This window comes from Alphaproteobacteria bacterium (genome assembly GCA_019635875.1).
Taxonomy (GTDB): Bacteria; Pseudomonadota; Alphaproteobacteria; order Reyranellales; family Reyranellaceae; genus JAFAZJ01.
In genome coordinates, this window is sequence record JAHBYP010000012.1 from 71,693 (window position 1) to 95,000 (window position 23,308).

20 protein-coding genes, 1 tRNA gene and 2 rRNA genes (1 of these 23 only partly in view) are annotated in these 23,308 nt (G+C 66.3%); 12 read left to right on the forward strand and 11 right to left on the reverse strand.

Going from position 1 to position 23,308, the window contains the following annotated elements; all coding sequences use genetic code 11:
- Positions 1-78 precede the first annotated feature (78 nt).
- Both KF889_28620 and KF889_28625 read right to left on the reverse strand, forming a co-directional pair.
- On the reverse strand, positions 79-1,467 hold the full coding sequence (locus KF889_28620) for a TRAP transporter large permease subunit (protein ID MBX3503428.1): 1,389 nt from the start codon (positions 1,465-1,467) through the stop codon (positions 79-81).
- Positions 1,468-1,476: 9 nt separating this feature from the next.
- Positions 1,477-2,037, reverse strand: coding sequence for a TRAP transporter small permease subunit (locus tag KF889_28625; protein MBX3503429.1), 561 nt, complete (start codon positions 2,035-2,037; stop codon positions 1,477-1,479).
- Positions 2,038-2,580: 543 nt separating this feature from the next.
- Here KF889_28625 and KF889_28630 point away from each other — a divergent pair.
- The 7 genes from KF889_28630 (at position 2,581) to KF889_28660 (ending at position 9,990) form a co-directional block, all read left to right on the forward strand.
- Positions 2,581-3,639 (forward strand): TRAP transporter substrate-binding protein, encoded by a 1,059-nt coding sequence (locus tag KF889_28630; protein ID MBX3503430.1) that lies wholly within the window; start codon positions 2,581-2,583, stop codon positions 3,637-3,639.
- Between the two features lie 171 nt (positions 3,640-3,810).
- Positions 3,811-4,389 carry a TRAP transporter small permease subunit gene (locus KF889_28635; GenBank protein ID MBX3503431.1) on the forward strand — a complete coding sequence of 193 codons (579 nt, stop codon included), beginning with the start codon at positions 3,811-3,813 and terminating at the stop codon, positions 4,387-4,389.
- Between the two features lie 8 nt (positions 4,390-4,397).
- Complete coding sequence (locus tag KF889_28640; GenBank protein ID MBX3503432.1) at positions 4,398-5,780, forward strand: TRAP transporter large permease subunit; 1,383 nt, start codon at positions 4,398-4,400, stop codon at positions 5,778-5,780.
- Positions 5,781-5,936: 156 nt separating this feature from the next.
- Positions 5,937-7,169, forward strand: coding sequence for a M20 family metallo-hydrolase (locus KF889_28645; GenBank protein ID MBX3503433.1), 1,233 nt, complete (start codon positions 5,937-5,939; stop codon positions 7,167-7,169).
- The gene (gene cobD, locus KF889_28650; GenBank protein ID MBX3503434.1) at positions 7,166-8,134 is read left to right on the forward strand and encodes a cobalamin biosynthesis protein CobD; all 969 of its coding nucleotides are present in this window, start codon (positions 7,166-7,168) and stop codon (positions 8,132-8,134) included. Before KF889_28645 ends, cobD begins: the two co-directional genes overlap by 4 nt.
- Before the next feature lie 27 nt (positions 8,135-8,161).
- Entirely contained in the window at positions 8,162-9,544 is a 1,383-nt protein-coding gene (locus KF889_28655; protein MBX3503435.1) for an SRPBCC family protein, read from the forward strand.
- Positions 9,545-9,678: 134 nt separating this feature from the next.
- On the forward strand, positions 9,679-9,990 hold the full coding sequence (locus KF889_28660) for a hypothetical protein (GenBank protein ID MBX3503436.1): 312 nt from the start codon (positions 9,679-9,681) through the stop codon (positions 9,988-9,990).
- Between the two features lie 109 nt (positions 9,991-10,099).
- Here KF889_28660 and KF889_28665 read toward each other — a convergent pair whose 3' ends face one another.
- Both KF889_28665 and KF889_28670 read right to left on the reverse strand, forming a co-directional pair.
- Positions 10,100-10,558 (reverse strand): nuclear transport factor 2 family protein, encoded by a 459-nt coding sequence (locus KF889_28665; protein MBX3503437.1) that lies wholly within the window; start codon positions 10,556-10,558, stop codon positions 10,100-10,102.
- An 11-nt stretch (positions 10,559-10,569) separates the two neighbouring features.
- A complete protein-coding gene (locus KF889_28670) occupies positions 10,570-11,823 on the reverse strand; it encodes a Zn-dependent hydrolase (protein ID MBX3503438.1) in 1,254 nt (417 codons plus the stop codon).
- Positions 11,824-12,392: 569 nt separating this feature from the next.
- Between KF889_28670 and KF889_28675 the strand changes: the two genes are divergently transcribed.
- The 3 genes from KF889_28675 (at position 12,393) to KF889_28685 (ending at position 15,018) form a co-directional block, all read left to right on the forward strand.
- Complete coding sequence (locus tag KF889_28675) at positions 12,393-13,385, forward strand: ABC transporter ATP-binding protein (protein ID MBX3503439.1); 993 nt, start codon at positions 12,393-12,395, stop codon at positions 13,383-13,385.
- Entirely contained in the window at positions 13,382-14,212 is an 831-nt protein-coding gene (locus KF889_28680) for an ABC transporter permease (protein ID MBX3503440.1), read from the forward strand. Before KF889_28675 ends, KF889_28680 begins: the two co-directional genes overlap by 4 nt.
- 80 nt (positions 14,213-14,292) lie before the next feature.
- Positions 14,293-15,018, forward strand: a complete 726-nt coding sequence (locus tag KF889_28685; protein ID MBX3503441.1) for an ABC-2 family transporter protein — start codon at positions 14,293-14,295, stop codon at positions 15,016-15,018.
- Here KF889_28685 and KF889_28690 read toward each other — a convergent pair.
- Entirely contained in the window at positions 15,015-16,181 is a 1,167-nt protein-coding gene (locus tag KF889_28690) for an amidohydrolase family protein (protein ID MBX3503442.1), read from the reverse strand. The two genes, KF889_28685 and KF889_28690, sit on opposite strands and share 4 nt — an antisense overlap.
- 153 nt (positions 16,182-16,334) lie before the next feature.
- A complete protein-coding gene (locus KF889_28695; GenBank protein ID MBX3503443.1) occupies positions 16,335-16,766 on the reverse strand; it encodes an Lrp/AsnC ligand binding domain-containing protein in 432 nt (143 codons plus the stop codon).
- Between the two features lie 163 nt (positions 16,767-16,929).
- Here KF889_28695 and KF889_28700 point away from each other — a divergent pair, with 163 nt between their 5' ends.
- Together KF889_28700 and KF889_28705 are read left to right on the forward strand one after the other, a co-directional pair.
- Complete coding sequence (locus KF889_28700; GenBank protein ID MBX3503444.1) at positions 16,930-17,943, forward strand: 1-aminocyclopropane-1-carboxylate deaminase; 1,014 nt, start codon at positions 16,930-16,932, stop codon at positions 17,941-17,943.
- Between the two features lie 248 nt (positions 17,944-18,191).
- Complete coding sequence (locus KF889_28705; GenBank protein ID MBX3503445.1) at positions 18,192-19,199, forward strand: C-terminal binding protein; 1,008 nt, start codon at positions 18,192-18,194, stop codon at positions 19,197-19,199.
- Positions 19,200-19,255: 56 nt separating this feature from the next.
- Here KF889_28705 and KF889_28710 read toward each other — a convergent pair whose 3' ends face one another.
- From KF889_28710 to KF889_28730, 5 genes are all read right to left on the reverse strand, one after another.
- Positions 19,256-19,636, reverse strand: coding sequence for a VOC family protein (locus KF889_28710; protein MBX3503446.1), 381 nt, complete (start codon positions 19,634-19,636; stop codon positions 19,256-19,258).
- An 80-nt stretch (positions 19,637-19,716) separates the two neighbouring features.
- On the reverse strand, positions 19,717-20,700 hold the full coding sequence (locus KF889_28715) for a D-2-hydroxyacid dehydrogenase (protein MBX3503447.1): 984 nt from the start codon (positions 20,698-20,700) through the stop codon (positions 19,717-19,719).
- 105 nt (positions 20,701-20,805) lie between these two features.
- Positions 20,806-20,882 (reverse strand) — tRNA-Met (locus tag KF889_28720).
- Between the two features lie 59 nt (positions 20,883-20,941).
- Positions 20,942-21,056: ribosomal RNA gene (gene rrf, locus KF889_28725) — 5S ribosomal RNA — on the reverse strand.
- 97 nt (positions 21,057-21,153) lie between these two features.
- A 23S ribosomal RNA gene (locus KF889_28730) occupies positions 21,154-23,308 on the reverse strand; it runs 590 nt beyond the window's last position.

Genomic DNA, 23,308 nt, shown 5'->3' on the forward strand with positions numbered 1-23,308 from the left:
TCAGCCACGATGACCGGCCGCGCGGTGCAGATCAACACTCACGGGCTTCGGTTCAGCAGGCCGCGAGCCCTCTGCAGCCTATTCCAGCAGTCCGGTGACGCGCGGCAGCCACAAGATGATGCCGGGCCAATACATGCACATGAACAGGCCCACCACCTGCAGGAACAGGAACGGGTACATGCCGCGAAATACGTCGGTCATGGTCGTGCCGGGCGGTACCGTGCCTTTCATGTAGAACAGCGTAGCGCCGAAGGGCGGCGACATGAACGAGGTCTGCAGGTTGACCGCGACCAGCGTGGCGAACCAGGCCATGAAGTGGGTGGAATCTCCCGGCCCGATCCAGTCGGAGAAGTCGTACTTGGCCAGGATCGGCGTGAAGATCGGCAGCACGATCAGACAGATCTCGATCCACTCGAAGGGGAAGCCGAGAAGAAAGATCAGGATCATCACGAACCAAAGCAGCTTCCACTTGGTGTCGATGCCGAGATAGGCGAGCGTCGAGATCATCAGATCGTCGCCGCCGAGCGAGCGGAAGACGTAGGAGAAGCAGGTCGCGCCGAGAAAGATCAGGAACACCATGGCGTTGGCGCGCGCTGCCGAGCGGATCGCGTCGTTGGTCATGCGCCATGTCAGGCGCTTGTTGATCGCCGCGATCAGGAAGGCGCCCAGCACCCCGACGCCGGCGCTTTCAGTGGCAGTGGCCCAGCCGGCGAAGATCGAGCCCATGACCAGCACCATCAGCACCGTCATCGGCACCAGGCCGGTCCACATGGTGCGCCAGAACTGGCCGCGGGTCTGCGGGCCGTAGTCGGCCGGCAGCTTCGGCGCCTTGGCCGGCCTGAGAACCGCCACGCCCAGAATGTACGCCAGATAGAGGCCGGCCAGCAGGAACCCCGGTATGGTCGCCGCCGCGAACAGCGCGCCGGCCGACGTGCTGAGCATCTCGGCCATCACGACGATCATGATCGCGGGCGGGATCAGGATTCCCAGCGTGCCGGCCGACGCGATGGTGCCGATGGCCAGCCGCGTATCGTAGCCGGCATCGAGCATCGGCTTGAGCGCGATGACCGACAGCATCACCACCGCGGCGCCGACGACGCCGATCGGCGCCGCCAGGATGGTGCCCATGACCATCACCGACACGGCAAGCGCACCCGGCACCCTGCGCAGGAGGATCTCGGTCGCCAGCAGCATCTCCTTCGCCGAGCCGCTGCGCTCGAGGATGGTACCCATGAAGATGAAGCTCGGAATGGAGACCAGCGTCGAGTCCATCGCGACACCGCCCCACATGCGCAGCAGCACGTTGGACAGGCTGCCGATGTCGAACTGACCGCCCCACCAGGCGATGAGCCCGAACACCAGGCCGGTACCGCCCATCACGAAGGCCACCGGATAGCCGCAGAAGATGATGGCGAACATCGCCACGAACATGATCAGCGCGAGATTGTCGATGAACCACCCGACCATCGCCGCGCCCTATGCCTCGAGCTCGGCATGGCCGATCTGCAGATCGGTTTCGGCGCGCGTGCGACCACCGAACAGATACGCCACCAGGCGCAGCCACACGCTGATGACGCCGGCCAGCACCAGGATCAGCCCGACATAGAAGACGCCCTTGATGGCCCATCTGTACGGCAATCCGATCGCGTGCTCCGAGCTCTCGTTCTGCAGAAACGATGTCCAGAAGAAGTCCCAGCCGAACCAGATCATCAGGCCCATGAACGGAATGGCGAAGACGACGCAGCCGATGAACTCGATCCAGGCCTTGACGCGGAAGCCGAGGGTCTCCGTGTACGAGTCGACCCTTGGATGGGCGTTGATCGTGTAATTGTAGCCCATCCAAAGCGAGAACAGCGCGCAGTGCGCGTGCCACTCCAGCTCCTGGAACTTGGTGAGCGGGATCGGGATGCCGAACTTGCGGCACAAGACGTCAAAGCAGGTGATCGCGGCCAGCACCACGAGCAGCCATCCCGACACAAAGGCCACGGTTTCCAGACGGCGCTTGATCGCGTCGCTTATCGTCAGCAGGACAAGCATCGGCGCGTCCCTCGGACGCCTGCGACCGCTGTTAGCCGTGCGCTCGTCGCGATGAACCACCGCGTTGGGCGCTGCGTGCCGCGGGTCACCGCACCACCACTCCAGGCACCGCTTCGAGCTGCACTCGGCCTCCCCTCCGCGCCGAGGCAACATCGCATGCTGAGATGCGAGGCCGTCGGTGCCCTGCGCTTGACGCTGCTCTCCCCGCACCAGTGTCTTCCGGTTGCCAACGCCAATCAAGACGCCCGATCCGCCACTCGAGCCGATCGCGTGCCATTTGCGTTGACCGCAGCGACGATCGCCGGCGCTCAGACGCCTCCACCTCCGCCTCGCGGCGCCCGCGCGGCGGGGCGCCGAGGGCGACTGGCGATCAGAAACAGGACGATGGCGCATTTCCAGGCAGGCTGCGTGATCGCTCGCGGACCGCCAATTCCAACTTGAGGCGGGCATACGGCTCCGGTACAGTCGAAAAAAATCAGTGTCAGATGCGTTCCGGCACAATCAAAGTCGACGTGAAGTTCGGCTGACAGGGAGGATGTGGTTATGATTTCAAGAATAGTGCGGCCTTTGGCCGTAGGGTTGGTCGCGGCGATTGTCGCGTTGGGCTCCCAATCGGCGCCCGCCCAGGACAAGAAGGTTCGCGCCCAGATGGCGGGCGCATTTCCGAGCTCGATGCAGATCCTCGGGCCGGCGCAGAAGCGCACCGTGGAGCTGATCAACAAGCTGTCGGGCGGCTCGATCGAGATCAAGTTCTTCGAGCCCGGCGCGCTGATCCCCGGCAGCCAGTACTTCGATGCCGTGTCGAACGGCTCGCTCGACATGGCCTACACGGCGGCGGGGTACTTCACCGGCAAGGACATCGTGTTCGCGATGTTCACCACGGTGCCCTTCGGTCCCGACGCGGCGGAATTCCTCGCCTGGTACGAGTACGGCGGCGGCAACGAGCTGATGTGGGAAATGCACGCCAAGTACAACATCGTGGCGCGCAACTGCGGCATCATCTCGCCCGAGGCCTCGGGCTGGTTCCGCAAGGAGATCAAGACCCTCGATGATCTCAAGGGCTTGAAGATGCGGTTCTTCGGCCTCGGCGCCAACGTGATGCAGAAGATGGGCGTGGCAACCCAGTTGCTGCAGGCCGGCGAAATCTTCCAGGCGCTGCAGCTCGGCACCATCGACGCCACCGAGTTCTCGATGCCGACCATGGACCTGTCGCTCGGCTTCCACCAGGTCGCCAAGTACTACTACTTCCCGGGCTGGCACCAGCAGACCTCGATCGGCCAGCTCTACATCTCGAAGAAGAAGTGGGACGAGTTCTCCGACCATCAGAAGTACGTCATCGAGTGGGCCTGCAAGGCGCAGATGCTGCAGGAGCTGGCCGAGTCCGACGGCTCGCAGTTCGCCGCCATGAAGGAGCTTCAGGCCAAGGGCGTGCAAATCAAGAAGTGGCCGCCGGAGTTCCTCAAGGCCCTCCGCGAGAAGTGGGAGGAGGTCGTCAAGGAGGAATCGGCCAAGAGCGAGAACTTCAAGAAGGTCTGGGCCTCCTACTCGTCGTTCCGCGAGAAGTACAAGATCTGGCGCGAACACGCCTACATGACCGACTAGGCGCGAGACAGGATATTCGCGGCGGGGCGCGCAGCGTGCCCCGCCGCGGCTTGTCTGCGCCGGTCCGCGGCGCAGGGCCGCGTCGTTAGTCTGGAACGCGTTGTTGGCTTGGAAGTGGTATCGTTCGCGGGGCGGCGGTATCTCCAATCGCACCAATTCAGGGGGGCCGCCGTGAGGGGTTTGCTGACCATCAGCAATGGCATCGATGCGGGTCTGGGCGCCATCGCGCGCGTCTTCGGCTGGTGTTTCCTGATCTTGATGACGGTCATTGTGTTCGACATCGTCACCCGCAAGATCGGCTTTCAGCTCAATATCTTCGGTCTCGATCTAGGCTCGACGCGACTGCAGGAGCTGGAATGGCACCTGCACGCCTTCCTGTACCTGACCTGGATCGCCTTCTGCTACGTGCGCAACGCGCACGTGCGCATCGATGTGTTCACCTCAGGGCTTTCGCCGCGCAGGCACGCCTGGCTCGAGCTGTTGGGCTGCGCCATTTTCGCGGCGCCCTATCTGTTCGTGGCGCTGCCGCACTCCTGGGCCTTCTTCCTGCAGTCCTTCGGCCAGAACGAGTCCTCGGCGGCGCCCAACGGGCTGCCGTGGCGCTGGATCGTCAAGTTCTTCCTGTTCTTCGGCTTCGCCTCGGTCTTCGTGGCCGTGGTTTCGGTCGCGCTGCGCCGCATCGTCTTTCTCTTCGGGCCACCCCGGCTGGCGGCGGAAGCCATGCCTGCCGCCGCCGGTCAAGCGCACTGAGGCCCGCCATGATCGACTTCATCGGGTCCCATCTAGCGATCATCATGTTCTTCGTGCTCGTGTTCATCATGTTCACGGGCTATCCGGTCGCCTTCGTGCTCGGCGCCATCGGCATCATCTTCGGAGTCCTCGGCATCCTGTTCGACGTCTTCCAGCCGGTGCAGTTCGCCAATCTGTTGCCGCGCATCTACGGCCAGGGCGTCGAGAACCAGGTGCTGGTCGCGGTGCCGATGTTCATCTTCATGGGGACTGTGCTCGAGAAAAGCGGCGTCGCCGAGGAGTTGCTGCATTGCCTGCAGGTCCTGCTGCGGCGCGTCCCGGGCGGCCTCGCGATATCGGTGGTGCTGCTGGGCACGATCATGGCCGCCACGACCGGCATCGTCGGCGCCTCCGTGGTGATGCTGACCCTGATCGCGTTGCCGGTCATGCTCGAACGCGGCTACGGGAGGTCACTGTCCTGCGGCACCATCGCCGCCTCGGGCACGCTCGGCATCCTGATTCCGCCGTCGATCATGCTGGTGATCATGGGCGACCTGATGCAGATCTCGGTCGGCCTGCTGTTCGCCTCGGCCGTCCTGCCCGGGCTCACCCTGTCGATCGGCTATCTCATCTACATCATGATCTATTCGTTCCTGAACCCCAAATCGGCGCCGCCGCTCGGGGCTGAGATCGGGCCGCAGAACAAGGCCGAGCTGCTCCGCATGGTCGCGTTCTCCTTCGCGCCGCCGGCGTTCCTCATCCTCCTCGTGCTGGGATCGATCTTCGGCGGTTGGGCGACCCCCACCGAGGCCGGCGGCGTTGGCTGTGTCGGCGCGTTGTTGCTGGCGGCGCGGGCGAGGAAACTGAACTTCAAGTCGCTCAACGAGATCATCATGGCGGCGGGCCTGACCAACGGCCTGGTGTTCTTCATCCTGTTCGGCGCCACCCTGTTCGCCTATGTCTTCCGGGCGCTCGGCGGCGACGACGTGGTCGTCGAAGGGCTCAAGGCGATCGGCATCGAGACCGCGTGGCAATACCTGATCTTTGTCATGGCGCTCGTGTTCGTCATGGGCTTCTTCTTCGATTTCCTCGAGATCTGCCTGATCGTGCTGCCGGTGTTCTCGCCGATCCTGGCCGGCGCGGATTTCGCCGGTCATGTCGACGGGCCGAAGATGATCCTGCTGTGGTTCGCGATCCTGATGGCGGTCAACCTGCAGTCGGGCTTTCTCACGCCGCCCTTCGGTTTCGCGCTGTTCTACATGAAGGGCGTGGTGCCGCCGTCCGTGAAAATGGGCGACATCTATCGCGGCATCATCCCGTTCGTGATCATGCAGATGATCGCCGTCGCGGTCTGCATGATCTGGCCCGATCTGGTGTTTTGGCTGCCGCGCAGCTGGGGCATGCTGGACTGATCCGGCGCCTCGCCGGCGGGCGCATCCTGGGAGCCTGAGTCCGCCGGCGCAATCTGGCGACGTTGCGCGCCCTCGCCTGCTTCGCTAGCGTTCAACGATGCACGAGCGCGCAAGACACCGCGCCCCGGCTACGGCCGGCCGGCGCTCGCCATCGCCATGACGGCGAGGCCCGCCATCGACGCCCCGCATCTGCAGGTCCGGCTGGCGACGCTGGCCCGGATCGGCGCCATCGACGGCGGCGGCTGCGCCCGCCTGGCATTGAGCGACGAGGACAGGGAAGGTCGCGACCTCGTGGTCTCGTGGATGCGGGCGCAGGGCCTCGCCGTGCACGTCGACGCGATCGGCAATGTGTTCGGCATGCGGGCCGGTCGGCAGGACACGGCACCGGTCATGACCGGCTCGCACATCGATACCGTGCGGACCGGCGGCCGCTTCGACGGCAATCTCGGCGTGCTCGCCGGCCTGGAGGTCTGCCGCGCGCTCGACGATGCCGGCATCACCACGCGCCGGCCGCTCTGCGTCGCCTTCTTCACCAACGAGGAAGGCGCACGCTTCCAGCCCGACATGATGGGCAGCCTGGTCCACGCCGGCGGGCTCAACCTGCAGGAGGCATGGGCGGCGACGGACGGCGACGGCAAGCGCGTCGGCGACGAGCTGGAGCGCATCGGCTATCGCGGCGCCATGGTCCCCGGCACCATCCGCCCGCACGCCTATGTCGAGCTGCATATCGAGCAGGGCCCGGTGCTCGAGGAAGCGGGCATCGCGATCGGCGCGGTGACCGGCGTGCAGGGCATTTCGTGGACCGAGGTCATCGTGTCCGGCACCTCGGCCCATGCCGGCACGACGCCGATGCGCCTGCGCCACGACGCCGGCTACGTCGCCGGCCTCTGCACCGCCTTCGCCCGCCAGCTCACCAAGGACATGGGTGGCGCGCAGGTCGCCACGGTTGGCGTCATCGAGCTGCGGCCCAACCTGATCAACGTCATCGCCAACCGCGCGCGCTTCACCCTCGACCTGCGCAACACCGACGAGGCGCTGCTGAAGGAGGCCGAGCGGCGCGCCTTCGCCTTCATCGACGCGGCTGCCCGCGCCGAGGACTGCGTCGTCGAGCGCCGCACGCTCGCGCGCTTCGAGCCGGTCGAGTTCGCCGCCGACATGATCGACCGCGTCGAGCGCCTGGCGCGCGCGCATGGCCGCAGCGTCATGCGCCTGCCTTCCGGCGCCGGCCATGATGCGCAGATGATGGCGCGCCTGTGCCCGACGGGCATGATCTTCGTGCCCAGCGTGAAAGGGCTGAGCCACAACGTGGCCGAGTTCACCCAGCCGCACGACATCGAGGCCGGCGCCGCCATCCTGCTCGACCTGATGCTGGAATTGGCCGAGGCGTGATCGCCGCCCTGGCGCTGGCGCTGCTGATCGACATCGTCGTCGGGTATCCCGCCACACTGCTGCGCGCCATCGGCCATCCGGTGACGTGGACGGGCGCGCTCGTCGACACGCTCGATCGGCACCTGAACCAGGATGCGGCGCGCGATGCGACGCGTCGTGCCTGCGGGGTGCTGGCGTTGCTGGTCGTCGTGGGCGTCGCCGTCGCGGCGGGTCTTGCAATCCAGGCGCTGGCCCACATCGCACCGCCGCTGGCCTCGATCATCGTCATCGCCATCGTCGCCTCGACCGGCATTGCCGCGCGCAGCCTGCACGAGCACGTCCGCGCCGTCGCCGGCGCGCTCGATTGCGGCGGGCTGGAGGCGGGGCGGCGCGCCGTCGCGCACATTGTCGGCCGCGATCCCCAGGCGCTCGACGAAGCCGGGCTGTGTCGCGCCGCAATCGAGAGCCTGGCCGAGAACCATTCCGACGGCGTTGTCGCGCCCGCCTTCTGGTTCGCGCTCGCCGGGCTGCCGGGCATCGCCGCCTACAAGGCGATCAATACCGCCGATTCGATGATCGGCCATCGCACGCCGCGCCATCGCGCCTTCGGCTGGGCCGCCGCGCGGCTCGACGATCTCGTCAACCTGCCGGCCTCGCGGCTGACCGCCCTGCTGCTGATCGCCGCCGCCGCGCTCCTGCCGGGCTGCGACGCGGCCTCGGCCTGGCGCGCCGTTTGGCGCGATGCGGCGCATCACCGCTCGCCCAACGCGGGCTGGCCGGAGGCGGCGATGGCCGGCGCGCTCGGCCTGCGCCTGGCCGGGCCGCGCGTCTATGGCGGCACACGGGTCGAGGATCGCTGGATGGGCGACGGCCGCGCCGAGGCCACGTCGGAGGACATCCGTCGCGCGCTTCGCCTGTTTGGCGTCGCGCACGGCCTGATGACCGGCGGCGGCGTCGCCGTAGCCATCGGCGCGGCGCTTGCCTAGGATCGGCCATCCGCGCCAGAGGAAACCATGTCACGCCATCTCACCGTCGGCGCCGCCCAGATGGGGCCGATCCAGAAGAGCCACTCGCGCCGCGACGTGGTCGAGCGACTGATCGCGCATTTGCGCGAGGCCAGGCGCATGGGCTGCGAGCTGGTGGTCTTCCCGGAACTGACGCTGACCACGTTCTTCCCTCGCTGGTGGATGACCGATCAGGCCGAGATCGATGCCTATTTCGAGCGCGAGATGCCCGGCAACGAGACGGCGCCGCTGTTCAGCGAGGCCAGGGCGATGGGCATCGGCTTCTGCCTCGGCTATGCCGAGCTCGTCGACGAGGACGGCCGCATCAGGCGGTTCAACACCTCCATTCTGGTCGAGCGCGACGGGCGCATCGTCAGCAAGTACCGCAAGGTGCACCTGCCGGGCCATGCCGAGCACGAGCCGCAGCGCGAATTCCAGCATCTCGAGAAGCGCTATTTCGAAGTCGGCAATCTCGGCTTCCCGGTGAGCCGTGCCTTCGGCGGCATCATGGGCATGTGCATCTGCAACGACCGGCGCTGGCCCGAGACCTACCGCGTCATGGGCCTGCAGGGCGTCGAGATGGTGCTGCTGGGCTACAACACGCCGATCCACAACCCGCCGGCGCCCGATCACGACGAGCACTCGTGGTTCCACAATCAGCTCTCGATGCAGGCCGGCGCCTACCAGAACGGCGCATGGGTGGTGGGCGTCGCCAAGGGTGGCACCGAGGAGGGCGTGCCCAGCGTCGCCGACAGCATGATCATCGCCCCCAGCGGCAAGGTGGTGGCACGCGCCAACGGCGAGGGCGACGAGCTCATCGTGCATCGCTGCGATCTCGACGCCGGCAAGAGCTACAAGGCCACGACCTTCAACTTCGCGCGCCATCGCCGGCCCGAGGCCTACACGCTCATCACCGAGCGCACCGGTGCGATCGAGCCGCCCGGCACCGTGGCCTTCGAGCGCAGCCACGACATCCTGATCGACGCGTCGCCGCAGGCGGTGATGGACTACGTCTCCAATCCCAACTCGTGGCCGCAGTGGCTGCCTTCGTCGCATCGCATCGATGCCGCCGACCGGCCTCTGGCGGCCGGCGAGACCTTCCACGAGCGCTGGCGCACCCGCACCGGCGAGGTGCAGCTCGACTGGCGAGTCACGCACTGCGAGCCGGGCAGGCTGTGGATGGCCGAGACCGACACCGGCTTCATCGGCCGCATCGTCGCGCGCTACACCTTCGAGCCCGTGGGCAGGGGCACGCGCTACACCCGCACCGTGCTCAACCCGGCGCGCCCGAAGGCGCCGACCGAGGACATGATCCGGCGCATGGACGAGGAGGCCGCGATCGGCCTGGCCAACATCAAGGTCAATGTCGAGCGGCGCCACCGCGGCGCGTAGACACAGAGTCGCCTTCCATCCGACACGACATCGCCCCGGCCCGGTGCGCCGAAGCGGGTTGTTCGGCGTCGCGGGCAACCAATATCCGGCGCAGCGGTTGTCTCCGCACCCGATTCCACAGATGGAGAGCGGCCATGGCCGGGATCGACAAGAAGGAGGCGCTCGTCAACCCGTCCCAGGAGTTCGACAAGCCCAAGGACGTCGTCGAGAGCCGCGAGCTTTCACGCGACGAAAAGAGGAAGGCGCTCGAGCAGTGGGAGATCGACGCGCGCCTGATGCAGGTCGCGTCCGAGGAAGGCATGACCGGCGGCGAGCCCAATCGCCTCGACGACGTGAAGAAGGCACAGAAGGATCTGGGCCTCGATGAGGAAAGGAAGAAGAAAGGCGAGCACAGGAAGCCCGCGCCGCCACCCACCAAGGCCGGCGCCGACACACCGGATAGCTGAGCGATCAAGCGACATAGGCGCCGAGAACGACACCCGGCAGCGCCCCGAGCGCTGCCACGGGCTCGGCGCCAGCCGGGACCGCCGATGGCGAAGCCATGCGGCGACGCGATCATGGCCCCGTGAAGCTGCCGTGGCTGCGATCGGGTGTGCCGCGGAACAGCGACATGTGGGTATGCGTCGCTACCCAGGGGTCGCCGATCCTCGCGCGCGCGAAGGTCACGGTGGCACGGCCGCGGCGATCGAACTGGGTCCCATCGGGCATGAACCCGTCGGAGTCGAAAATCGCCATGCCGATGCCGGTGAGGCGATCGGCCGAGACGATGCCGTGCACGCCGTCGAGCCGCCAGCGGAAGCGGCGGATCGTGCTCCAGACGTTGCGCCACTGCTCGCGCTCGGCCTTGTCCTGGCCGACCATGAAGTCGGTGAAGGTTCCGAAGGCAATCATGTCGTCGGCGAAAATCGGCCGCGCGCCCTCGTAGTCGACCGCCTGGACATGGTCGGACAACCGCTTGAACCACAGCCGGATCGCCTCGAGATCCTCGGGTGCGGGTTCGCTGCGCAGATTCATCGCCTAGCTCCTCAATCGACCACGCCGGCGCGCGCCATGACGGCATGCAATAGCACATTGGCGCCTGCCGCGAGGTCCTCGCGCGTGCTCGCTTCCTTCTCGTTGTGACTGATGCCGCCGGCGCGGCTGGCCACAAAGATCATGCCCGAGGGGCAGATCGAGTTGAGCGGCACGGCGTCGTGGCCGGCGACGGTCAGGATATCGCGATGCCGATATCCCAGCTCTGCACTCGTGCGGCGCAAGAGCGCGACCATGTCGGGATGGAAATGGATCGGCCCGAACTCGTAGTAGCGCTCCAGGACGATGGTGGCGCGCGCCTCGCGCGCGACGATGGCGGCGCAGGCGCGCAGCTCCTCCTCCATGCGCTGCAGGCTGCGCGCGTCGCTGTGGCGCACGTCGCAGGAGAGCCTGATCACGCCGGGGATCACGCCGCGCACATTGGGCGACAGCTCGATATGCGGCGCGTTGGAGCGGCCATCGGGACCATAGGCGCGCCCGATGCGGTCGATCTCCAGCACCAGCCGCGAGGCGATCACCAGCGCGTCGCGCCGTCCGGCCATGGGCGTGGGTCCGACATGTGCTTGCTCGCCGGTGATGGTGGCCACGAAGTAGCGCGACTGGAACGAGCCGGTGACGATGCCGACCTGCAGATCCTCGTCGGCCATCCGCGGACCCTGCTCGATATGCATCTCGAGATAACAGGCGGGACGACGGCCGCCGACCGGTGCGTCACCGTCGTAGCCGATGGCGCGTAACGCCTCGCCGACCGTGGGTCCGTGCAGCGGGTCGGTGATGTCGCGCGCTGCGTGGGCATCCTTCAGCGCCAGCTGGCCGGCGAAGACCGAGGAGCCCATGGTGAAGGGCGAGAAGCGCGAGCCCTCCTCGTTGGTCCAGGCGACGATCTCGACCGGCGCTTTCGTGCGCACCTTGTGGTCGTTGAGCGCGCGCACCAGCTCGAGGCCGGCCATCACGCCGGCCGGTCCGTCGAACTTGCCGCCCATCGGCACGGTGTCGAGATGGCTGCCGACCATGACCGGCGGCAGCGCCGGATCGGCGCCCTCGCGGCGGGCGAAGATGTTGCCGATGCCGTCGACCGTGACCGCGCAGCCGGCCTCGCGCATCCAGGCGCAGAGCAGATCGCGGGCCCGGCGATCCTCTTCGCTCAACGCCAGGCGATGACAGCCGCCTTTGGCCGTGCCGCCGATCTCGCCGATCTGCATGGTCGCCGCCCACAGCCGGTCGGCGTCGATTCCGATGTTGCGCATGCCCGCCTCTCGAATCGCGTACGCCGCCATGCTGCCGCCCGCGGTTCGCACCGGGAAGCGGATTTTCTCGCAGCGCTACGTCATGGCACGGATGCGGACCGCCGTGTCGCATGGACCGCGCGAAGGCGATGCCCGTCTGTCGCCGCGGCAGCGAGGAGAGTGACGATCATGCTTGCCGTTGACAGCGTGGTTCGACCACCGAGGTCGGCGCCACATTTGCGGTGGTCGCCCCGCGCCTACCCGATCCGGCGCGCCGATCCGCCTGGTGGTGCGGGTTGGACTTGCTCGCATGGATGAACGGAGCAAGGCCTTGTCGCCAGCTGACGCGTCGAAGGTGGCCCCGCGATTGGGGCGCGGGGCCTCCCCCGAGCATCGTGGGTGACCAGACCCCGTGGGATCTCTCGTCGCCCCGGCGCCTGTGCCTGACAGTACGCAGCTTGGCGCGGATCGCCTTGAGCTAGGTCAATGCGCAGACTGCGGCGCCATCGGACCGCGCCGATGATTGACTCCGCGGCGGAGCGCGCATAGGTTCGCCGCCCTTTTTCTGACCCCCAGGCGGACAGCCGCCCATGCCCCAGATCCTCGTCGAGGCGCTGGCCAAGACCTATCGCGTCGCCGAACGCGCGCCAGGTCTCACCGGCGCGCTGCGCGGCCTCGTGCGCCGACGCTGGCGCGAGATCCACGCGCTGGCCGGCGTCTCCTTCAATCTCGAGGCGGGCGAGCTGCTGGCCTTCATCGGGCCCAACGGTGCGGGCAAGTCGACCACTGTCAAGATCCTGTCAGGCATCTTGAGGCCGACGAGCGGTCGGGTCGAGGTTGACGGCCTCGTGCCCTACGAGGATCGCATCCGTCACGTCGTGGGCATCGGCGTCGTGTTCGGCCAGCGCAGCCAGCTGTGGTGGGACCTGCCGGTGCTCGACGGCTTCGATCTGCTGGCCGACATCTACCGCGTCGAGCCCGCGCGCTATCGTCGCCGGCGCGACGAGCTGGTCGCCATGCTGCGGCTCGAGTCGCTGCTGGCCCAGCCGGTGCGCCAGCTGTCGCTGGGCCAGCGCATGCGCGCGGAGTTCGCCGCCGCGCTGCTGCACGACCCGCGGATCCTGTTCCTCGACGAGCCGACGATCGGCCTCGATGCGCCATCGAAGCTCGCTGTGCGCGACTTCGTGCGCCGGCTCAATCGCGAGCAGGGCGTGACCGTGCTGCTGACGACGCACGACATGCACGACGTCGAGGCGCTGGCCGAGCGGGTCATCGTCATCGGCCATGGCCGCGTTCTCACCGACAGCCCGTTCGCCAGCCTGCGATCCGGCGTCTTCGCCGAGCGCCGCCTGCACATCGACTTCGCCGGCCCCGCCCCCGAGATCGACATGCCCGGCGTCACGGTGCGCTCGCGCGACGCGCGCTCGCTCGAGCTGGCCTTCAATCCGGTGGACATCCCGACACCGCAGCTGATCGCCGCGATCACCGCGCAGCACCCCGTCGAGGACATCCATGTCGACGAGGTCGCCATCGAGGAGGTGATCGCGCGCTTTTACGCCCTGCACGACGCGCACGAGACATGACGATGCTGCCGCTGCGCCCCTACCTCGCGGCCTTCCGCGCGCGCTTCCAGCTCCTGCTCGAGTACCGCGTCGCGGCGCTGGCGGGATTCGCCACACAGCTCTGGTGGGGCGGCATCCGCATCATGGTGTTCGCCGCCTTCTACGGCGCCCACGCGGCGGCGGCGCCGATCAGCCTGGCCGACGCCATCACCTATGTCTGGCTGGGTCAGGCGCTGCTGGCGCTGCAGCCCTGGGTCGCCGACCCGGAGATCGGCCACGCGATCCGCACCGGCGGCATCGGCTACGACCGCCTGCGCCCGCTCGACGCCTACGGCTTCTGGTACGCGCGCACGCTGGGATGGATGCTGGCGCGCGCCCTGCCGCGCGCGCTGCTGATGGTGCTGGCCGCGGGCATCATCCTGCCGCTCGTGGGGCTCGATGAATGGGCGTGGCGCCCGCCGGCCAGTGTCACGGCGGCGCTGCTCTTCATCCCCGCCTTCGTGCTGATGACGGCGCTGGCAGCCGCCGTGCTGATGCTCGCCAACGTCGTCGTCGCCGCGAGCCTCAACGAGCGCGGCGTGAACTCGATCCTGACGCCCCTGGTGATCGTCCTCTCCGGCAGCCTGCTGCCGCTGAACTTCTATCCCGACGCGTGGCAATCGTGGCTGCACCTGCAGCCGCTGGCGGGCATCGTCGACATCCCGTTCCGCATCTATTTCGCCGATCTCGCCGGCGGCGCGGCGGCGCAGGGACTGGCACTGCAGGCAGGCTGGACGGCGGTGCTCATCGGTATCGGCCGTCTCGCCATGGCGCGCATGATGCGCCGGCTCGAGATGCAGGGCGGCTGACCGTGAACGCGCTCGCTCTCTACGGCCGCTACGTCTCCGCTTCGCTGCGTGCCCAGGCGCAGTATCCGGCGGCGACCCTGATGCTGATCCTCGGCCAGTGCGCGGCGACGTCGATCGAGATCCTGGGCGTGTACGCGCTGTTCAGCCGCTTCGGCTCGGTCGGCGGCTGGAGCTTCGGCGAGGCGGCGCTGTTCTACGCGCTGGTCAACATCACTTTCTCGCTCGCCGACATGCTCACCCGCGGCTTCGAGGTGTTCGGCACCGACTTCGTGCGCACCGGCGCCTTCGACCGGGTGCTGCTGCGCCCGCGCGCCGCCGCGCTGCAGCTGGCCGGCCACGAGGTACGGCTGTCGCGGCTGGGGCGCCTGATCCAGGGCGTCGTCGTGCTGGCGATCGCCAGCAGGCTGGTGCCGATCGACTGGGACGGGCCGGCGATCGCGATGGCCATCTGGGCCGTGACCGGCGGCGTCGCGCTGTTCTTCGGCATGCTGGTGCTGCAGGCGACGATGGCCTTCTGGACCGTCGAGAGCCTGGAGATCGCCAACGTGCTGACCTATGGCGGCGTGCAGGCGGCGCAGTATCCGCTCAACATCTACGCCACGTGGTTCCGCCGCCTGCTGACCTTCGGCGTGCCGCTGGCCTGTGTCGCCTACTACCCGGTGCTCGCAATCCTGAAGCGGCCCGATCCGCTGGGCGCACCGGACTGGCTGCTGCCGTTCACGCCGCTGGCCGGCTTCGCCTTCCTCGCGCTGTCGTTCCTTGCCTGGCGCGCCGGCGTGGCACGGTACGCCTCGACCGGCAGCTAGAACGCAGGCGCCTGCGGCTTGGACCAAGGATCGCGCCTGTCGGACACGATCACACCTTCCTTCAGCACCAGCTGAAGCCGCCGCACGTTGTTGATGTCCTCGAGCGGATTGCCATCGACCACGATCAGGTCGGCGAGCTTGCCCACCTCGATGGTCCCCAGCTCGTGGCCTACGCCGCAGATGGCGGCACCATTGCGGGTCGCCGCAACCAGCGCCTGCCACGGCGTCGCGCCGGAGCGCACCCAGAGCCCGAGCTCGAGCAGCGCGGCCTCCTTGAGCGGCCGGATATCCGAGCCCAGCGCCATCTTCACGCCCGCCTTGAGCGCCTTCTCGAAGCCGACGCGATGGACGTCCGACGCCGCATCGGCGCGACAGCACAGGTCATACGCCATGTTGCGCTGCTCGACCCAGCGCCGCTCCCAATCGTTGGTCGCCTGGCCGGGCGTGAGATGGCTGATCGCGAGTGTCGGCACGTACCAGGTGTCGTGCTTGAGGAAGAGCTCGATGCACTCGTCGTCCATGATGTAGCCGTGCTCGACGCTGTGCGCACCCAGCCGGATCGCGTTCTTCACGGCATCGGGATTGGTCGCATGCGCCATCACCTTGAACTCGCGCAGCCGGCAGATCGCGAACGCGGCCTCCAGCTCGTCCTCCAGCAGGAAGGAGTTCTGGTGTCGATCCCAGGCGGGCCCGAGGATTCCGCCTGACAGGTTGAGCTTGATGTGGTCGACGCCGTTCTTGATCTCCTCGCGAATGGCTTTGACGAAGCCGTAGGGCCCGTCGCATTCCAGCGCATGCCCGGAGGTCAGGAAGTGGCCGCCGGTGGTCGTGAGGAAGTGGCCCGAGGCGAACAGGCGCGGTCCGACATACTGGCCCGAGTCGAAAGCACGCTTCCAGGCGACGTCCATGTAGCTGTGCGACCCGGCGCAGCGAAATCCGACGATGCCGGACTCGGTCAGCGCCGACATCAGCCGATGGCCGAACAGCGTGACCTGATCGGCCACCGGCATCTGGGTGACCGAGTAGTAGTCCGGATGGACGTGGACGTCCCATAGCCCGGGCATCAAGTAGGCGCCACGCAGGTCGACCACCGTCGTATCGCGGGCTTCGGAAATGCCACCGTCGTTGCGGATCTCGCGGATGCGACCGCCCTCGATCAGCACCGCTGCTCGTTCAACCGCTCTGGGTTGGACGCAGTCGATAAGCGTCGCGTTCGTCAGCAGAGTGCGCATGAGGGTTCGCCGCCAGGGGTTGCTCGGCAATGATGCCGATTCTGGCCGCATGTGTCTTCCACACAACACAAGGGCGACAGCACATCAGAAGTCGAGCGGCGCGTTGTCGACGACCTCCTTCATCACGAAGAAGGTGCGTGTCTGACGCACGCCAGGCAGCGCGATCAGCTGCTCGCCGTGGATGCGGTTGAAATCGGCCATGTCGCCGACCCTGATCTTCAGGAAGTAGTCGAAATCCCCTGCCACCAGATGGCAATCCAGCACGAACCTCAGCTTCGCCGCTGCCTTCTCGAACTGGGCGAAGCTCTCGGGCGTGGAGCGATCGAGCACCACGCCGACCATGACCAGCGCGCCGCGGCCGACCTTGCGCGGGTCGACCATGGCCCGCACCTGAGCGATCAAGCCCTCCTCGAACAACCGCTGCGTACGTCGGTGGCAGGTCGCGGCGCTGATGCCGACCTTCCCGGCCAGCTCGGCATTGCTCAGGCGGCCGTTGGCCTGCAGCAGCCGCAGCATCTTGTGATCGACGCGATCGATGACAGCCTCCTGGACGATTCTTCCGAATTCTTAGCACTGAATGATCTCTTTCTCAATTCTCCTGCTCCAGAGTGGAAGGAGATCGCAAGAACTGCAGCTTCTTCGAGAGCACCTTCAGTGGGAGATTTGCTATCAATTCACCATGCTTGAGACCTTCCCGCGCTACCCCCTCACCTTCGGTCCCACCCACATCGAGAAGCTGGAGCGACTGTCGGCCCACCTCGGCGGCCAGGTCGAGCTCTACGCCAAGCGCGAGGACTGCAATTCCGGCCTTGCCTTCGGCGGCAACAAGCTGCGCAAGCTCGAGTACATCATTCCGGATGCGCTGGCTTCCAACGCCGATACGCTGGTCTCCATCGGCGGCGTGCAGTCCAACCACACCCGCATGGTGGCGGCCGTCGCGGCCAAGATCGGCATGAAGTGCCGACTGGTTCAGGAGAGCTGGGTGCCGCACGAGGACGCCGTCTACGACCGCGTCGGCAACATCATGCTGAGCCGCGTCATGGGCGCCGACGTGCGGCTGGTCGATGACGGCTTCGACATCGGCATCCGCAAGAGCTGGCAGGAGGCGATCGACGACGTGAAGGCCAAGGGCGGCAAGCCCTACGCCATCCCCGCCGGCGCCTCGGTGCACAAGTACGGCGGCCTGGGCTATGTCGGCTTCGCCGAGGAAGTGCGCGAGCAGGAGAAGGCACTGGGCTTCGCCTTCGACTACATCGTGGTCTGCACGGTGACCGGCTCGACCCATGCCGGCATGGTCGTAGGCTTCGCCAAGGACGGCCGCCAACGCAAGGTGATCGGCATCGACGCCTCGGGCACGCCGGCGCAGACCAAGGCGCAGGTCCTGCAGATCGCGCGCGACACCGCCAGGCTGGTCAAGCTCGGCAAGCAGATCGAGGACGACGACGTCGTGCTGATCGAGGACTACGCCTACCCCGCCTACGGCGTACCGTCGGAGGAGACCAAGGAGGCGATCCGCCTGACCGCCCGCCTCGAGGGCATGATCACGGACCCGGTCTACGAGGGCAAATCGATGCAGGGCACCATCGACCTCGTGAAGAAGGGCTTCTTTCCCAAGGGCGCGAAGATCCTCTACGCCCATCTCGGCGGTGCGCCGGCGCTCAACGGCTACGGCTACGCTTTCCGCAACGGCTGACTTGCCATGGCCGCCCTCCTGCTGTGTGCGCTTCCCGACGGAAGCCGGGGTGCGCGGTCATGGATACTCGGCCATGTGACGCTCCTCGCCTCGAGATCAGAAGCAGTCCTCAGGTTCGCCGGCAGCGGGAAGGGTCGTGCCGGCTCCCTGCCCCCTGCAGAGCAGACATCCCACTCTCCGTTGTTGTCCTGCGATGCCGGAGGTCCTTGAATGGCGCAAACGCCTGCTCGATGGAGAGACGCCAAGCCATGGTCAAGACAGTGCTGTACGCGGAGAAGCTCTACGACGACGACAAGGTCGAGCGCGAGGTGTTCGGGCCCGACGTCCGCGTGGTGTGGCGCAACGTCGACAATCTCTCGCTGCTCGAGGACCGCGACTGCGCGGATGTCGATGGCCTGCTGGTGATGCGTCACGCGGTGACCGCCGAGCACTTCGCCAGGTTTCCCAAGCTCGCCTGCATCGTGCGCATGGGCGTCGGCTACGACAAGATCGACCGCAAGGCGGCCGAGGCCTGCAAGGTGATGGTGTGCAATGTGCCGGACTACGGCACGACCGAAGTAGCCGACCATGCACTGGCGCTGGCCTTGGCGTTGCGTCGCGGCATCGCGCTGCACCTCGAGGCGCAGCGCCGGCCGCAGCCCGCGCGGTGGAGCTATGTGCGCGACTCGCTGCTCAAGCGCAACGGCGTGCAAACCTTCGGCATCGTCGGACTGGGTCGCATCGGCACGGCGGCAGCACTGCGCGCCAAGGCGTTCCAGTTCCGCGTCGTCGTCTACGACCCCTATATGCCGAACGGTACGGAGCTGGGCGTCGGCGTCGAGCGCGTGCGCTCGCTCGAGGCGCTGATGGAGCAAACCGACACGCTGTCGATCCACGCGCCGCTGACGCCGGAGACGCGCGGCATGATCTCGCGCGCCATGCTCGAGCGCATGCCGAAGGGCGGCGTGGTGGTGAACACGGCGCGCGGGCCGATCGTCGACGTCGACGCGCTTGCCGACCTGCTCAAGCGCGGCCATCTCGCCGGCGTCGGCCTCGACGTGCTGCCCGTCGAGCCGCCGGTCGAGCCCATCCCCGAATTGCTGCGTGCCTACCGTGCGCGCGAGCCGTGGTGCGAAGGGCGCCTGATCATCACGCCGCACTCCGCCTTCTTCACGCCCGAGGCCTGGGACAACACGCGGCGGCTGGCGGCTGAAACCATGCACGCGGCACTGGTCGGCCCGCGGCCGCAGAACGTGATCACCCCCGACATGTTCTGACCGGCGTAAACGCAAAGGCCCGCCAGTGATGGCGGGCCTTCAACGAAGGAACCGGTTCAGCCGCCGCGGTGCAGCGCGCAGATCTTGTTGCCGTAGGGATCGCGCAGATAGGCGAGATGAAGCGTCACGGCACCGGCCGAACGCGGACCCGGGGGATCCTCGATGCTCTTGCCGCCGTTGGCGACGCCCGCATCGTGGAAGGCCTTCACCTTCTCGGGGCTGTCGCAGGCAAAGCCGATGGTGCCGCCATTGGCGTGCGTCGCCTCCTTGCCATCGATCGGCTTGGTGAGGCCGAATGTGCCGGTAGGCGTGCGGTAGAACACCCGGCCCTTTGGATCGGCCTTGCCCTCCGGTATGCCGATCGCGCCGAGCACTGCATCGTAGAACTTCTTCGACGCCGCAACATCGTCGGCACCGACAAAAATGTGACTGAACATCGTCTCCTCCTTTGGTCCGACGACATTCTACAAGCCAACGCACGCGCTTGCGAAGCCCTGGCGGCGTGGCCAGCCAGCCTTCAGAACCACGACGCCTTGTCGACCTCGTTGCGCAACGCAAGCCCGGCCGCGAAGGCGCGGCAATTGTCCGCCACGATCTGGAAGCGGCGCTCGTTCAGGTATGGCCCGTGTCCCGCTATGTGCGGCGTGAGCAAGACGTTCGGCATGGCCCAGAGCGGATGATCGCTCGGCAGCGGCTCCTTCTCGTAGACGTCGAGTCCGGCACCGGCGATCTCGCCGGCCTGCAGCGCCGCGACCAGGTCATCGAGCCTGGTGGTCATGCCGCGGCCGATGTTGATGAAGATCGCCGTCCGCTTCATGCGCTGGAAGCGGGCCCGGTTGAAGAAGCCTTCGGTCGACGGCGTGTGCGGCACCGTCAGGATGACGAAGTCGGCGCGCGGCAGCAGGTCGTCGAGCGCATTCGGCGGATGCAGCTCGGCGACGCCGCTGGGTGCCGCCGTGCGGCGTGCGTCGGTTGCCAGCACGGTCACGCCGAACGCCGCGAGCAGGCGCGCGGCCTCGGCGCCGATGCCGCCGACACCGACGATCAGGGCCGTCGCTTCGGGCAAGTGCACGACGTCGCCGTCTTCCAGCGGGCTCTTCTTCCACTGCCGGCGCAGCTGCTGTGGAATGAACTTGTGCAGCCCTCGGGCAAAGGCCAGGACGAAGGCCAGAATGTGCGCGCCGATGTGATCGTTGTAGATCTCGCGGAAATTCGTCACCCGCACGCAATGGCTGGTCAGCTCGGGGTAGTAGTAGCCGGCCGGAGGCGCCGCCATCGGCGCCTGCAGCCAGCGCAGCTTCGTGGCTTTCGACAGCAGCTCGTTGCCAAGCCAGCCGAAGGCGGCTTCCGCGTCGACGATCTCGCGTGCGGCGATATCGGAATCTTCAGCAACGACGACACGAGCTTCGGGCACCGCTTCGGCCAGACGCCTGGCCCAGTCGCGAGTCGTGTCCGTCTGCGGCGGCAGCATGACGAACTTGAAGCAGTTGCTGGCGACCATGGAGGTTCCTCAGGTTCACGGGAACGGCTCGGTCGCGAATCTGCCATCAGACGTACGAACGCACAAAGCCCGCCTCTTGTGGCGGGCTTTGGATGGGCGGTGTGTTGGTTGCGGGAGCAGGATTTGAACCTGCGACCTTCAGGTTATGAGCCTGACGAGCTACCGGGCTGCTCCATCCCGCGGGGATGGTGTGGGGTGGCGTCGTTGAGAGGAAGCGGAGTTGTTGAGGCGGACTTTGAAGGCCTGGCGGCGACCTACTCTCCCGCGTCTTGAGACGCAGTACCATGGGCGCTGAGGGTTTTCACGGCCGAGTTCGGGATGGGATCGGGTGTTCACCCCTCGCCAGAGCCACCAGGCCGTCGAAGTCCGCCTGGGGTTGGGGGTCAAGTCTTGAAGGCAGTGAGTGTGAGCCCGGCAGGGAATGACCGCTGCACGGGACGGCAGAGAAGGAGAAGGATCAAGCCGGTCGGGCGATTAGTACCGCTTGGCTGAACACATCGCTGTGCTTGCACCTGCGGCCTATCGACGTGGTGGTCTGCCACGGCCCTGTCTAGCGAGACCTGGTTTTGAGGAGGGTTTCACGCTTAGATGCATTCAGCGTTTATCCCGTCCGCACATAGCTACCCGGCGATGCGGCTGGCGCCACAACCGGTACACCAGAGGTGCGTCCATCCCGGTCCTCTCGTACTAGGGACAGCGCCTCGCAAGTCTCGAACACCCACGGCAGATAGGGACCGAACTGTCTCACGACGTTCTAAACCCAGCTCACGTACCGCTTTAAATGGCGAACAGCCATACCCTTGGGACCTGCTCCAGCCCCAGGATGCGATGAGCCGACATCGAGGTGCCAAACCTCCCCGTCGATGTGGACTCTTGGGGGAGATCAGCCTGTTATCCCCGGCGTACCTTTTATCCGTTAAGCGATGGCCCTTCCACGCGGAACCACCGGATCACTATGACCGACTTTCGTCTCTGCTCGGCTTGTCGGCCTCGCAGTCAGGCGGGCTTATGCCATTGCACTCCACAGCCGATTTCCGACCGGCCTGAGCCCACCATCGCGCGCCTCCGTTACTCTTTGGGAGGCGACCGCCCCAGTCAAACTACCCGCCATGCAGGGTCCCGGATCGTGTCGCGACCGCGGTTAGACATCAGAGAACGAAAGGGCGGTATTTCAAGGATGGCTCCACCAGAGCTGGCGCCCCGGCTTCATAGCCTCCCGCCTATCCTACACATCCTTTCCCTAATGCCACTGCAAAGCTGTAGTAAAGGTGCACGGGGTCTTTCCGTCTAACCGCGGGTACCCCGCATCTTCACGGGGAATTCAATTTCGCTGAGCCGGTGTCGGAGACAGCGGGGAAGTCGTTACGCCATTCGTGCAGGTCGGAACTTACCCGACAAGGAATTTCGCTACCTTAGGACCGTTATAGTTACGGCCGCCGTTTACCGGGGCTTCGATTCAAGGCTTGCACCTCTCCTCTTAACCTTCCGGCACCGGGCAGGCGTCAGACCCTATACGTCGCCTCTCGGCTTCGCAGAGCCCTGTGTTTTTAGTAAACAGTCGCTACCCCCTGGTCTGTGCCCCTCGACGATGGTTGCCCAAAGCCGAGGCCCTCTTCTCCCGAAGTTACGAGGGCATTTTGCCTAGTTCCTTCGACACCGTTCTCTCAAGCGCCTCGGTATACTCTACCAGTCCACCTGTGTCGGTTTCGGGTACGGTCTATACGCTGGAGCTGTTTCCTGGGACTCCTTCGCTGCCCGGATAGAACCATTCCTCCGGACAACCCACAGAATCCGTCACTACCAGCAGGTGCGGGAATATTAACCCGCTTCCCATCGACTACGCCTCTCGGCCTCGCCTTAGGGACCGACTAACCCTGCGCGGATTAACCTTGCGCAGGAACCCTTGGACTTGCGGCGGGAGCGTTTCCCACGCTCCTTGTCGCTACTCATGTCAGCATTCGCACTTCCGATACCTCCAGCACACCTCACGATGCACCTTCGCAGGCCTACGGAACGCTCCGCTACCGCTCCAGTCGTAAGACTGAAGCCCGAAGCTTCGGTACGTGGCTTGAGCCCCGTTACATTTTCGGCGCAGGACGGCTTGTCTAGACCAGTGAGCTATTACGCTTTCTTTAAAGGATGGCTGCTTCTAAGCCAACCTCCTGGTTGTTTTGGCCTTCCCACTTCCTTTCCCACTTAGCCACGATTTCGGGACCTTAGCTGTCGGTCTGGGCTCTTCCCCTCTCGACGACGGACCTTAGCACCCGCCGTCTGTCTGCCGCGCAAGACTTGCCGGTATTCGGAGTTCGGTAGGATTTGGTAGGGCTTTGGGCCCCCCTAGTCCTTCCGGTGCTCTACCCCCGGCAGCATTCACGCGACGCACTACCTAAATAGTTTTCGCGGAGAACCAGCTATTTCCGAGTTTGATTGGCCTTTCACCCCTAGCCACAGGTCATCCCCTGCCTTTTCAACGGAAGTGGGTTCGGTCCTCCAGCGCGCGTTACCACGCCTTCAACCTGCCCATGGCTAGATCACCCGGTTTCGGGTCTGATCCGTGCAACTATAGCGCCCTCTTCAGACTCGCTTTCGCTGCGCCTACGCCTCTCGG